The following is a 12907-nucleotide window of genomic DNA, read 5'->3' as shown; positions in this document are numbered from 1 at the left end:
GACCTACTGCTGTATTCGCGGCAAAGCGGATAGTTGTTGTCAGTTAAGTAATGGAGAAAGCCGTCTGAAAATTCGTGATTTTCAGGCGGCTTTTTAATGTTTCCAAGCATGGCATAAGGCATGACGCGGGCGACTGTTTGTGCTCTTTTGTCGTTTGTCGCATTTGGTGACAAACAAGCCGTCTGAAAATCTGCATTTTTTCAGACGGCCTTTTTTATCTCTTTTGTGTCGCTTACATCCGCTTTGAGAAAAAAACGGCATATCCTGTGCGGATATGCCGTTTGGCGCAGGGGGCTGCTTGTGTTTGGCAGTGGTTGTGTTTTAGTCCTCTTGCGCCCCGGTTTGCAGGTAATTGGGCAGGCCGAGTTTGGCGATCAATTCCTGTTGGGTTTCCAGCCAATCGATGTGTTCTTCGTTGGTGTCTTTCTGTTTTTCGAGCAGGTTGCGGCTGACGTAGTCTTGCTGCGCTTCGCACACGGCGATGGCGGCGGCCAGGGCTTCGTGCTTTTCCTGTTCTTTCTGCAGGTCGCAGGCGATGATTTCTTCGGTGTTTTCACCAATCAGCAGCTTGCCCAGCTCTTGCAGGTTGGGCAGGCCTTCCAGCAGCAGGATGCGCTCAATCAGGTCGTCGGCGGCTTTCATTTCGACGATGGATTGTTTGTAGAAATGTTCGCCCAATTCTTCCAAGCCCCAGTTTTTCAGGATGCGGGCGTGCAGGAAGTATTGGTTGATGGTTACCAGCAGCAAGCCTAAGTTTTTGTTCAGCTCGCGGATGACTAAGCGGTCGCCTTTCATATGTGTCCTCCCGCAATCTTACAGCTGGCTTTGGTAGTAGTTGCCTTCGCCCATAAGCTCGATCAGGCGCAGTTGCTGCTCCAGCCAGTGTGCGTGGTCTTCTTCAGTGTCTTTCAGCTGGGCAACCATCAGGTCGCGGCTGACGTAGTCTTGTACTTCTTCGCACAGTTTGATGCCTTTTTTCAGGGCATCGCGTACTTCGTATTCGGTATTCAGGTCGGCTTTGAGGCAGGAGATGACGTCGGTGCCGATATTCAGCGCGGCCGGGGTCATTTGCGGCGTGCCGCCCAGCATCAGGATGCGGCGGATGAAGTCTTCGGCGTGTTGGGTTTCTTCTTCCATCTCGTGGTTCAGGCGCTCGAAGAGCTTGGTGTAGCCCCATTCGGAGTACAGGCGGGAGTGGATGAAGTATTGGTCGCGTGCGGCCAGCTCGCCTGCCAGCAGCTCGTTCATGTAATCTAAAACAGCTTGATTGCCTTGCATGATAGGTTTCCTTTTTGCTGCCGTTTGCGGTGCGGCAGGCTGGTTTGTCTGAATGCGCGTATTGTAGCAAATTTGCGGCGGTTGACAAATTTTCTATTTAAAATACAAACAATTATCAGATATGAAAAGCGCTGAAAATGACATTGGAAAAAATTAAGGGGCTGTTTTTTATCGGGTTTTATCACGATTGGAATTAATAATCCGTCTTATCGTTAAAAAATATTTACCATGATTAACCATAGGCGAAATTAAACGGCAGGCGGATATTTATAGCGAGCGGGATAGGGGCGCTATAAAAAAGCCGTCTGAAAACGCATTTCCGTTTTCAGACGGCTTTTTCAGACGGCCTGTATGGCTGTTACACCGCTTTCTGTTTGGGTTTCAGCGAGCCGAGGTAAATCTCCAGCAGGGTCAGCGCGGCGCCGCTCCATTGCAGCGGGTTAATCGGTTTGTCGAGCCAGAAATAATCGATAAGCAGCGCTGCCACCGGCTCGGAGAGCAGCAGCAGGCCGGTCAGCGAGAGTGAGAGTAGGGGAATGGCATAGGCAATCAGTCCCCAGGCGAAGCACTGCATCACTGCGCCGTATATCAGCACCAGGCCGATATCGCGCCAGGTGGTCGGATACAGCGCGCCGCTGTCGAACAGCAGGGCGGGCGCAATCAGGGAGAGCATGCCGCCGACGCTGACGAGCATCATCAGCGGAAACAGCGCGGTTTGCTCGACTTGGTGGGTTTTACGGATATAGACCATGGAAAGCGCCAGCATCGCGCCCGATAAAATGCCGCTGGCAAAGCCCCACGCGGCATGGCTGTTGTGGCCGAATTCGGGGCTGGCGATTAAGGCGACGCCGCCGACGGCCAGCAGCAGGCTGAGAATTTGCAGCGGCGAGAGCCGCTCTTGGTAAAAGCAGAAGCCGATGGCGGAGAGAAAGAAAATCTGCAGGCTGTTGAGCAGCGTGGAGATACCGGGGCCGACGCTGTGTATGCTTTCGTGCCACAAGGCCAGGTCAAACGCCAGAAATACGCCCGAGAGCAGGGCAAACATTACGGCTTTGCGGTTTTTAGGCAGCTTTTGCCCGAAAAAGCGGGCCAGCAGCCAGAAGACGACGGCGGAAATCGCCAGCCGCCAAAAAGCGATGGCATAGGAGCCGACATCGACGAATTTCACAATCAGGCTGCCCAGGCCGAAAATGATACAGCCGATAATCAGCAGCGGCGCGGCATGGTTTTGGGCGGGGGTGTTCTGCATATTTTTTCCGGTGGTGTGGGGATTTGGGGCGTTTAATCTTCGCTGCGGCGGCAGATGTCCACCGCTTCCTGCAGGCTGGATACGCCGAAAATTTCCAATCCCGGAAACTCTTTGGCGTTGCGCGGCATATTGGCTTTAGGCACGATGGCCCGTTTGAAGCCGAGTTTTTCCGCTTCTTTCAAACGCTCCTGCCCGCGGGCGACGGGGCGTACTTCGCCGCTCAAGCCGATTTCGCCGAAAGCCACCATTTTTTCCGGCAGCGGGCGGTTGCGGAAGCTGGAAAGCATGGCGAGTATCACCGCCAAATCCGCTGCCGGTTCGCCGATTTTTACGCCGCCGACGGCGTTGAGAAACACATCTTGGTCAAAGCAGGCAATGCCGCCGTGGCGGTTTAACACCGCCAGCAGCATGGCGAGGCGGTTTTGCTCGAGGCCGACGGTGAGGCGCTTGGGGGTAAAGCCGTGGGCATCGTCAACCAGCGCTTGGATTTCCACCAGCAGCGGGCGCGAGCCCTCTTGGGTCACGAGTACGCACGAGCCGGGTACATCGCCGCGGTAGCTGGCCAGGAAAATCGCCGAAGGATTGGAAACGCCTTTCAAGCCGTGTTCCGTCATGGCGAACACGCCCAATTCGTTGGCCGCGCCGAAGCGGTTTTTGATGGCGCGTATCATGCGGTAGTTGGAATGTTGGTCGCCCTCGAAATACAAAACGGTATCGACCATATGCTCCAACACACGGGGGCCGGCAATCGAGCCGTCTTTGGTGACGTGGCCGACTAAAATCATGGCGATGCCCATTTGCTTGGCCATGCGCGTGAGCTGCGCCGCGCATTCGCGTACTTGCGATACCGAGCCGGGCGCGGAGGTGATTTGGTCGGAATACATGGTTTGAATGGAGTCGATGACCACCACTTGCGGCTCGTGCTGCTTTAAGGCCGTCTGAATGGCTTCCATGCGGATTTCGGCCAGCAGGTTCACGCCGTCGCTCGGCAATTCCAAACGCTGCGCGCGCAGGGCGACTTGCTGCGCCGATTCTTCGCCCGACACATACAAAACCTTGCGCGTCTGCGCCATTTTGGCAATGGTTTGCAGCAGCAGCGTGGATTTGCCGATGCCCGGGTCGCCGCCGAGCAAAATCACCGCACCGTCCACTAAGCCGCCGCCCAATACGCGGTCGAGTTCGCCCATGCCGGTGGGATTGCGCGGCACTTCGGTGGCGGTAACGGATGCCAGCGGCTGCACTTGCGATACGTCTGCCGCCCAAGATTGGAAACGCGCGTTTTTCGGTTCGGGCGCGGCGAGGCTTTCCTGCAGGGTGTTCCACTCGCCGCAATGCGAGCATTTGCCCTGCCATTTCGGGGCGGTGCCGCCGCATTCGGTGCATTGGTAAAGGGTTTTAGGAGCTTTGGCCATGATGTTTGCTCTTGTGGGAAGGTTTTTTCAGACGGCCTGTTTGCCGGGAAGGCCGTCTGAAAAGAGTTTACGGCTGCGCCCGGCTGCCTATTTGAGCCATCTGACCCGAGAAAATGCCGTCTGAAAATTCAGACGGCATGATGGGCGTCAAAGAGACCGAAGTTTATTCTTTGTCTTTCGCTTCGTCTTTATCGCTGCCTTTTTCTTTTTTCGGCGCGGGTTTCTTCGCGGCCAAGCCTAAGGACTTCTGCCACTCGGCCGGATCTTTCACCAAATCCAGGGCTTTACGCAGCTGGTCGTCTTTGGCGGGGTTCGGCGTGCGGCGGGCGATGATGTCTTCTTCTTTTTCCTTATCGGTTTTGGCTTTGGCTTTTTCGGCCGGTTTTTCTGCTTCTTTGTCTTGCGCTGCGCCGTCTTCGACTTTGCCGTTAACGTCTTCACCGCCGAGCGGGTTGCCGATATGGCCGACCAAATCGGCTTCTCGGCTTTCGTAGGTGCGGTCTTTATCTTTCACTTCCACATCGGGCACGATGCCTTGCGCCTGGATGGAGCGGTCATTCGGCGTGTAGTAGAGTGCGGTGGTGATTTTGACCGCGCTGCCGTTGGAAAGCGGAATCACGGTTTGCACCGAGCCTTTGCCGAAGCTCTGTGTGCCGACGACGACGGCGCGTTTGTGGTCTTGCAGCGCGCCGGCCACGATTTCGGAGGCGGACGCGGAGCCGGAGTTGATGAGCACGGTCATCGGAATGTCTTTCAGCTCGGCGGGCAGGCCTTCCAGCGGATCGGGGCCGCTGGAGATGATGTAGTCTTCGGGTACGGATTTCAGCGTCATGCCGGCTTTGCCGTCGCGGCCTTTGGTGCTGACGACGGTGACGTTGCCGGGCAGGAAGGCTGCGGATACGCCGACTGCGCCGTTAAGCAGGCCGCCGGGGTCGTCGCGCAGGTCGAGAATCAGACCTTTGAGCGGGGCTTTGTTTTGCTTGGCCAATTCTTGTGCCGCGGCTTTTACGCCGGCAACCGTGCGCTCTTGGAACTGGGTGATGCGGATATAGCCGTAGCCCGGCTCGAGCAGGTGGTGGCGCACGCTCTTGACTTTGATGATGGCGCGGGTGAGGTTGACAACGATGGGTTTGTCGGCATTTTTGCGCGAGAGGGTCAGGGTGATTTTGGTACCCGGCTTGCCGCGCATTTTTTTGACGGCTTCGCTGACGGTCATGCCGCGCGTGGATGCATTGTCGATTTTGACGATGAAGTCGCCGCTTTTCACGCCCGCGCGTTCGGCGGGGGTATCTTCAATCGGGGCGACGACTTTGATGAAGCCGTCTTCCTGGCCGATTTCCATGCCCAGGCCGCCGAATTCGCCGCTGGTGGATTCTTTCAAATCGGCATAGCCTTTTTTATCCATGTATTCGGAATGCGGGTCGAGGCCGCCGACCATGCCTTTCATCGCGCCTTCAAACAGCTCGGCATCGGATTTGTCTTGGTAATAATTGGCTTTGATTTGGCCGTACACCTCGGCCATGGTGCGGATGGACTGCACCGGCAGGGCTTCGTCTTTGTCTTTTTGGTCTTTTTCTGCGGCAAAGCTCTGCACGCTCAGGCTCAGGGCGATGCCGCTGAATGCGCCGAGGGTGTAGAGTGCGACTTTTTTCAAAGTAGAGTGGGACATTCTGTTTTTTTCTCTTTCTGCTGCCGTTTTCAGACGGCCTGAAAACAATGGGGCAAACTGTATGCGATTCTGCCCGGAGAAACAAGCGTTTTAGGGTAAGGAAATGTTAGCGGTTGTAGGGGCGGCGGCGCAGGGAAACCTTGGCCGCCGCTTTCATCCGCTTTAATTAATCCACGACAAGGGGTTCATATTTTGGCCTTTATAGCGGATTTCAAGATACAGACCCTCTTCGCCCTCGGGCAGCTTGCCGCTGGTGCCGATGTTGTGGCCGGCGCCGACGCTGTAGCCTTTGGCGACAGCAGTGTCGCTCAGGCCGGAATATACGCTGACGTAATTGTCGCCGTGGTCGATGATGACGACTTTGCCGTAGCCGTCCAAATCGCCTGCGAAGGTTACGCTGCCGGCGGCGATGCTGTGTACGGCGGCGGGTACGCTTTGGTAGAACACGCCTTTCCACAGGCCGCCGTCGGCACGCGGCTGGCCGAACAGGCCGGTGAGCATACCGTTGACGGGCTTGCTCAGGCGGCCCTGCATGCGGCTGAAGCTGTTGGGGTTGCTCAAACTTGCCGCGCTGCTTGCGTTGGGTGCTTGCAGCTTCATATCGTCTTCGGTCAGATTGGACAGGGCGGCGCGCTCCTGCTCGGCTTTTTTCTGCGCGGCGGCTTCGGCTGCTTTGGCACGGCGGGCTTTTTCGGCGGCGGCCAGGCGGGCTTCGGCGGCTTTTTTACGCGCTTCGGCTTCTTTTTTGCGCTGCTCGGCTTTTTGCTTGTCGAGATCGCTCAACAGCGTGTTGAGACGCTGCTCGTTGTCTTTCTGCTTAACGGCTTTTTGGGCTTCCTGCGCCATTTTGTTGTTTTGGCGGCGGCCGGCCACCTGCTCGGCGGTATTACGCGCGCCCTGTTTTTTCAGCGCGGCTTGGGCATTGGCCTGCAGGCGTTTCAGATGCGCCAGCTCGCGGCCGATGCGTTTTTCCTGCGCGCTCAAATCCTGCTGCTGCTTGGCTAAGTCTTTGACGACTTTTTCATTGGCGCTGTTGATGTAGCGGGTGTAGCGCAGGAAGCGGGTTTTCTGGCCGGGCTCGGCGTTTTTCAGAAATAGGGCCACGGCGTTGGGCTGGCTGTTTTTATAGTTGCCGGAGACGAAGCGCGAGATTTGGGCGCGGGTATTGGCCACTTCGGTTTGCAGCTTGTTTAAGTCTTGGCTGAGCTTTTGCAGTTTGTCCCAGGCATCGCGCTGCTGGCGGTTGATATTGGAAAGGTTGCTGCGTGCCTGCTGGATTTCTTTCAGATTGCCGTTGACGCGCACGAGAAAACTTGCGGTGCGCTTTTGGAGTGCCTGCTTGGCTTCCAAGTCGTTGGTGGCGGCGCTGACGGCGGCACGCAGCTCGGGCGTATCGCCTGATGCGCTGCCGCTCTTGGCTGCGGTTTGCTTATCGGCTTTGGCCGGCTCTTTGGTTTTGGCGTTGGCTGTTTTGGCTTTGGACTTGGCATCTGCTGAGCGGCTGTCTGCGGCTTTGCGTGCGGCGGGTTTGGCTGCGGCTTTTTCAGGCGGCTTGGCGCTGCTTGAAGCGGCGGCTTTTTTGTCGTCGCCTTTGCTGCGGACGGTGTTTTTGGCGTTTTTAGCGTTGGCTGCGGCTTCGGCTTTGTCGGTGCGGGTTTTGGCGGCAGAGGCTGTTTTGCCGTCTGACTTTTTGGCATCGGCTTTAGCGGTGGATTTGGCCGCGCTTTTTTCTGCCGCGCGGGTGTTTTTCTTATCGGCGGCTTTGTCTTTAGTGCTGTCTTTTTTCGATGCGGTTTTGTCTTTGGCCGCTTCTTTTTTGCCTGTTTCTTTTTTCGCAGCAGCTTTCGGTGCGGCTTTGGTGGTTTCTTTTTTGGCTGCTGCGGTTTTCTTGGCAGCGGCGGCTTTTTCTTTCTGCGCGGCCGGAGCGGCGAAAGCAGGTGCGGAGAAGCAGAGCATCAGGGCGAGCAGGAGGGGTTTGTAAGACATGATGGTTTTCTTTATCGTAATCACGGCAATCGGGGAATTATACTGATTGTCTGGCCGTCTGAAAACGCTGTTTGCCGACTAAAATGATGATGTTTACATTCGGATTGCAGGCTGAGGCGGCAGAGAGATTTTACCCGCAGCGCGGCGGGGTGCTTGCAATCTGCCCGAAGGCCCTTATATAGTAAGGATTGTTATCCGCCGTAAAAGGGTATATTGATGAAGAAATTGATTGCGGCCGCTGCGGCTGCCTGCGTGCTGGCAGCCTGCGGCGGCAGCGATGCCGACAAAATCGGCCGCGCCAGCACGGTGTTTCATATGTTGGGTAAAAACGACCGCATCGAGGTGGAAGGCTTCGACGATCCGGATGTGCAGGGCGTGTCCTGCTATATTTCCTACGCCAAAAAAGGCGGCTTGAAGGAAACAGTCAATTTGGAAGAAGACGCCAGCGATGCGTCGGTATCCTGCGTGCAGACGGCAGAGCGCATCAGCTATGCGGAAGCGGCGGTGTTGAAGCCCAAGCAGGTGTTTAAACGCAGCGCGAGCATAGCGTTTAAAAGCCAGCAGATTATCCGCTACTACGACCCCAAGCGTAAGGCTTTCGCTTATTTGGTGTACAGCGACAAAATCGTGCAGGGTTCGCCGAAAAATTCTTTAAGCGCGGTATCCTGCTTCGGCGGGCCGAAAGCCGACGTGCCGTCTGAAAACCTGCCGCAGGATGCCCGGGTGTTCGGCGCGTGCGTGGTCACGGGCGCAGCAGCCGGATAAGCATAACGACAAACGAGCAGATATGAATTTGACCGATTATTTTTTGGTGGCCATGCCCGATATGGACGATCCGTTTTTTGCCGAATGCGTGATTTACGTGTGCGAGCATAATGAAGACGGCGCGTTGGGCATCATCATCAACAAGCCTTCGCCGATTTCCATCGATATGATTTATGCCGCGGGCGGACGCAACATCCCGCTGCGGATGCAGCATGAAAACGTGATGATGGGCGGCCCGGTGCAGATTGACCGCGGCTATGTGGTGCACACGCCGGCGGGCGACTGGCAGAGCAGCATCCGCGTCGGCGACGACATCGCGCTGACCTCCTCGCGCGACATCATCGACAATCTGGCCGATACGGAAAAAGTCGGCAAGGCTTTGGTCAGCATCGGCTATTCGAGCTGGTATAAAGGGCAGCTTGAGCAGGAGCTGGCGGACAATATATGGCTGACCCTGCCTGCCGATGAGCATATTTTGTTTGACGTACCTTACGAGCAGCGCTACGCAGCGGCCTTTGCCAAGCTGGGTTTTGCGCCGGAAGATTTGCTGCGGGGGGCGGGACATGCATAGCGCACCGAAAGGCACGACCTTGGCCTTCGATTTCGGCGAAGCCCGCATCGGCGTGGCACAGGGCGATGCCGAAGTGGGCATGGGCCATCCGCTGGCGACGGTAAGCGGCAGCAGCAACGAAGCCAAATTTGAAGCGATTGCCAAGCTGGTGGCCGAATGGCGGCCGGTGCAGCTGGTGGTCGGCCTGCCCACACACGCCGACGGCCGAGAACACGAGCTGACGCGCCTGAGCCGCAAGTTCGGCCGCCGTCTGCACGGGCGCTTTGGTTTGCCCGTATATTGGGTGGACGAGCGGATGTCGTCGCTCTATGCGGAAAGCCTGCTCGCCGAAGCGCAGGTATTCGGCAAAAAGCAGAAAGCCGTGCTCGACCAAGTGGCGGCGCAGGCGATTTTGCAGGGCTTTTTTGAATGCGGCGCGGCAGAGTATTTTAACGGACGCGAAGATGGCGCAGCAGGTGGCGGCGGACAGAAAGCCGTCTGAATATTGTGCATACCGCAGCGAAGGCCGTATTTTCAGACGGCCTTTTCGTATATTTGCGTAAGGCTTCGTCAAGCTTACCCGAAGTTTGATACACTGCCGACGTTTTCAACCCCCATTACAGCCGGATAAAACCGTTTTTCGATAAAGCCGGCTGCATATCAAGAAAGACAGGACACATTATGGCATTAATGGACACTCTGCTGAACGTCGCCTCGCAAGCATTGGGCGGCAACAGCCAACAAGGCTCTATGGTGAATATGGCCATCGATTTGGTACGCCAGCAGGGCGGCCTGGGCAACCTGCTCAGCCGCCTGCAGCAAGGCGGTCTCGGCGACGCGCTGAGCAGCTGGATTTCCGCCGACCAAGACAATATGCCCGTATCCGGCAACCAGCTGCAAAACGCGCTGGGCAGCGACACCATCGGCCAAATCGCCGCCAAATTCGGCATGGACGGCCAACAGGCAAGCGATTTGCTGGCACAGGTTTTGCCGAAAGTAATCGACACCGCCACCCCGAACGGCACGGCGCAAGATGCCGACGGCTTCGGTTTGGACGATTTGGCATCTCTGGTATTGAAAAACTTTTTGAAATAGAGCCGTGCGCGTGGTTTTGACCGCGCGGTTTGTAATCAATAAAAAAAGCCGTCTGAAATATTGGATTTTCAGACGGCTTTTTTTAGATAATGGTAGGTCGGATTCAGGGGAATCCGGCTTACGGCTCTGCCTTACGGCAAAACGACGGGCAAGGATGCCCGTCCTACTTCTATCAGCCTATCGTAAAAGCGAAACCGGCAAGGTGTAAAGTGTCATCACAAACCCCAAAAAATACCAAAAGCCGTCTGAAAATCCCATTTTCAGACGGCTTTTTTATCAAACCCGGGTCAAAGCCTTATTTACAGCTGACGCCCTGAATCTGCAGGGCTGCGCCGCTGCCGACTTTAAACGTACATTGCGTGCTGCTGCTGCCGCCCACGGTAACGCTGTCGCCCGCGCGGTTCAGGCTGACCGGCTCTTTCACGCCCATGCCTACGGCGGTGGCGGCCAGTTTTTGTACATCGGAATCGGAATATGAAGTGTTGTTGCTGCTGATTTTGATTTCCTTGGCCGCATACGCGTTTACGCTGAATGCCAAGCCTGCGGCTGCGGCGGTCAGTGCCAGGAATTTGGTTGTTTTCATCGTTTTTTCCTTATGGAGGTGTCCGAAACAGGACACAGCGGGGTCAGGATAAGTCGGTTTGGCGGATTATGCAAGCAATTTGGCGGTTTTTACCGACTTTTCCTTTATGTTCGGCTGTTTTTACATTGTGTGCGGTGCGGCGGGCGCGGGCAAACGGCAGCGGCGGTTTTGCGGTACAATAGCCGGCTGTACCAACCCATAAAGGCAGCTCAAACAGAATGTCTTCTTTAGAAACTTGGATCGGCCTGCGCTATCTGCGGGCAAAAAAACGCAACGGCTTTATGTCGTTTATCACCATGATTTCCATCGCGGGCATCGCGCTGGGTGTGACGGCGCTGATTGTGGTGCTGTCGGTGATGAACGGCTTTCAAAAGGAAATCCGCGGCCAGCTGCTCAATGTCGCGCCGCATGCGGAAATCGGTTATTACGACAGCGGCAACGGCGAGAGCTGGCAGAGCCTGCGCGTGTTTGTGCAGGATAAGAAAGAGGTATTGGCCAGCGCGCCTTTTGTATCCGACCAGGCTTTGCTGGCCAACGCGGGCGAGGTGCGCGGGGTGCAGATTCGCGGGATTTTGCCGTCTGAAGAACAAAACGTGGTCGAATACGGCAAGGATATGCCGGCGGGCAGCTTTGATGATTTGAAGCCGGGCGAGTTCGACATTATTTTGGGCGAAGGTCTGGCGCAGGCGCTGGGCGCGGAGCCGGGCGGCAAGGTGACGGTGATTACGCCCGAGGGCAATGTCACGCCGGCGGGCGTGGTGCCGCGCCTGAAGCAGTTTAACGTGGTGGGCATCGTCAAAACCGGCGTTTACGAAATGGATAATTCGCTGGCGATGACGCATCTGCAAGACGCGCAGGTGCTGTACCGCCTGGGCGACGGCGTGCACGGCCTGCGCCTGAAGCTGGCCGAGCCGCAAAACGCGCCCGACTTTATCCGCAACCTGATTCCCGCCGCGCAGCAGGATCAGGTGTGGGTGCGCGATTGGACTTTCAGCAACCGCAGCTATTTTGAAGCGGTGGAGCTGGAAAAACGCATGATGTTTATTATCTTAACGCTGATTATCGCGGTGGCGGCCTTTAATCTGGTTTCCTCGCTGGTGATGGCGGTGACCGAGAAGCAGGCCGATATTGCGATTTTGCGTACACTGGGATTGGCGCCGGCGGGCATCATGAAAATCTTTATGGTGCAGGGCGCATTTGCCGGCTTTTTCGGCACCCTCGCGGGCGTGGTGTGCGGCGTGCTTTTGGGCTGGAACGTCGGCAAAATCGTGGCGTTTTTTGAAAAACTCTTCGGCGTGCATCTGATTAATTCGCAGGTGTATTTCATTGATTACCTGCCCAGCGATGTCAATATGAAAGACGTGGCCGTAATCGCCGCCATCTCGCTGGCGCTGGCCTTTGCCGCCACGCTGTATCCGAGCTGGCGCGCGGCCAAAACCCAACCGGCGGAGGCTTTGCGTTATGAATAATCTGGTTTTGGAATGTGAAAACGTCGGTAAAAGCTACAACGACGGCGCCTTGAACGTGCAGGTGCTGGCCGGTCTGGATTTGGCCGTGGGCGCGGGCGAGAGCGTGAGTATCATCGGCTCTTCCGGCAGCGGCAAATCCACGCTGCTGCACATTTTGGGCGGGCTGGACAAGCCGTCTGAAGGCCGCGTGATGCTGATGGGGCAGGACTTGGGGCAGATGAGCCAGAAGCAGCTCGGCCAGCTGCGTAACCGCTATCTGGGATTTGTGTACCAGTTTCACCACCTGCTGCCGGAGTTTTCCGCTTTGGAAAACGTGATGATGCCGCTGCTGATTGCCAAAAAGCCGAAAACCGAAGCGGAAGCGCAGGCCGCGGCCATGCTCGACAAAGTCGGCCTGAAGCAGCGTATGCTGCACCGCCCCAGCGAGCTTTCGGGCGGCGAGCGCCAAAGAGCCGCCATCGCCCGCGCATTGGTGACCGAGCCGAAATGCCTGCTGGCCGACGAGCCGACCGGGAATCTTGACCGCAAAAACGCCCGCAATGTGCTGGATATGATGCTGGATTTGAAAACCGAATTGGGCACCAGCCTGATTGTGGTCACGCACGACGATGAGCTGGCCGAGCGTTTCGAGCGCGTGATGATGATGAACGAAGGGCGTTTGCAGAGTAAATAAATGCCGTATCGGGCCGTCTGAAAACTGTGGTTTTCAGACGGCTTTTTGTGGTTGGCGTATGTTATTGATATAGATTATGAAACTCCTACAAAACAGAAATCTTTATTGCCGTTATTAGTGGCAGTAGGACGGGCATCCTTGCCCGTCGCTTTGCCGTAAGGCAAAGAAAATATAGTCG

The 12907-nt window shown here is 56.3% G+C and carries 13 protein-coding genes; 6 read left to right on the top strand and 7 right to left on the bottom strand.

What is annotated here, in order from left to right; translation table 11 throughout:
• Positions 1 to 321: 321 nt before the first annotated feature.
• The 6 genes from bfr (BDE01S_RS03745) to BDE01S_RS03720 all read right to left on the bottom strand — a co-directional run bounded on the left by bfr (BDE01S_RS03745) (position 322) and on the right by BDE01S_RS03720 (position 7594).
• Positions 322 to 795, bottom strand: coding sequence for a bacterioferritin (gene bfr / locus BDE01S_RS03745; protein WP_066077586.1), 474 nt, complete (start codon positions 793 to 795; stop codon positions 322 to 324).
• Positions 796 to 813: 18 nt separating this feature from the next.
• Positions 814 to 1278, bottom strand: a complete 465-nt coding sequence (bfr, locus tag BDE01S_RS03740) for a bacterioferritin (protein WP_066077584.1) — start codon at positions 1276 to 1278, stop codon at positions 814 to 816.
• Positions 1279 to 1636: 358 nt separating this feature from the next.
• Positions 1637 to 2527 carry a DMT family transporter gene (locus BDE01S_RS03735; protein WP_066077582.1) on the bottom strand — a complete coding sequence of 297 codons (891 nt, stop codon included), beginning with the start codon at positions 2525 to 2527 and terminating at the stop codon, positions 1637 to 1639.
• Positions 2528 to 2559: 32 nt separating this feature from the next.
• Positions 2560 to 3939: a DNA repair protein RadA gene (gene radA / locus BDE01S_RS03730; RefSeq protein ID WP_066077580.1), complete on the bottom strand. Its 1380-nt coding sequence runs from the start codon at positions 3937 to 3939 to the stop codon at positions 2560 to 2562.
• 163 nt (positions 3940 to 4102) lie between these two features.
• Complete coding sequence (locus BDE01S_RS03725; RefSeq protein ID WP_066077578.1) at positions 4103 to 5608, bottom strand: S41 family peptidase; 1506 nt, start codon at positions 5606 to 5608, stop codon at positions 4103 to 4105.
• 162 nt (positions 5609 to 5770) lie between these two features.
• Positions 5771 to 7594: a peptidoglycan DD-metalloendopeptidase family protein gene (locus BDE01S_RS03720; protein WP_066077576.1), complete on the bottom strand. Its 1824-nt coding sequence runs from the start codon at positions 7592 to 7594 to the stop codon at positions 5771 to 5773.
• A gap of 216 nt (positions 7595 to 7810) precedes the next feature.
• Between BDE01S_RS03720 and BDE01S_RS03715 the strand changes: the two genes are divergently transcribed.
• The 4 genes from BDE01S_RS03715 (at position 7811) to BDE01S_RS03700 (ending at position 10004) form a co-directional block, all read left to right on the top strand.
• The gene (locus tag BDE01S_RS03715; protein WP_066077574.1) at positions 7811 to 8359 is read left to right on the top strand and encodes a CreA family protein; all 549 of its coding nucleotides are present in this window, start codon (positions 7811 to 7813) and stop codon (positions 8357 to 8359) included.
• 22 nt (positions 8360 to 8381) lie between these two features.
• Entirely contained in the window at positions 8382 to 8930 is a 549-nt protein-coding gene (locus BDE01S_RS03710) for a YqgE/AlgH family protein (RefSeq protein ID WP_066077572.1), read from the top strand.
• On the top strand, positions 8923 to 9411 hold the full coding sequence (gene ruvX, locus BDE01S_RS03705; RefSeq protein WP_066077570.1) for a Holliday junction resolvase RuvX: 489 nt from the start codon (positions 8923 to 8925) through the stop codon (positions 9409 to 9411). The genes BDE01S_RS03710 and ruvX overlap by 8 nt, the downstream gene beginning before the upstream one ends.
• A gap of 179 nt (positions 9412 to 9590) precedes the next feature.
• Complete coding sequence (locus tag BDE01S_RS03700; protein ID WP_066077568.1) at positions 9591 to 10004, top strand: YidB family protein; 414 nt, start codon at positions 9591 to 9593, stop codon at positions 10002 to 10004.
• 295 nt (positions 10005 to 10299) lie between these two features.
• Here the strand turns inward: BDE01S_RS03700 and BDE01S_RS03695 are convergent, their stop codons facing one another.
• Positions 10300 to 10587 (bottom strand): hypothetical protein, encoded by a 288-nt coding sequence (locus BDE01S_RS03695; protein WP_066077565.1) that lies wholly within the window; start codon positions 10585 to 10587, stop codon positions 10300 to 10302.
• Positions 10588 to 10805: 218 nt separating this feature from the next.
• On the opposite strand from BDE01S_RS03695, the gene BDE01S_RS03690 reads away from it, so the two are divergent.
• Entirely contained in the window at positions 10806 to 12056 is a 1251-nt protein-coding gene (locus BDE01S_RS03690; protein ID WP_066077563.1) for a lipoprotein-releasing ABC transporter permease subunit, read from the top strand.
• A complete protein-coding gene (gene lolD, locus BDE01S_RS03685; protein WP_066077561.1) occupies positions 12049 to 12729 on the top strand; it encodes a lipoprotein-releasing ABC transporter ATP-binding protein LolD in 681 nt (226 codons plus the stop codon). Before BDE01S_RS03690 ends, lolD begins: the two co-directional genes overlap by 8 nt.
• Positions 12730 to 12907: the final 178 nt, after the last annotated feature.

Origin of the sequence: Bergeriella denitrificans NBRC 102155 (assembly GCF_001592185.1) — a bacterium.
Lineage (GTDB): Bacteria > Pseudomonadota > Gammaproteobacteria > Burkholderiales > Neisseriaceae > Neisseria > Neisseria denitrificans.
Note: the sequence above shows the minus strand (reverse complement) of the source record. Positions and strands in the feature narration are given on the sequence as shown.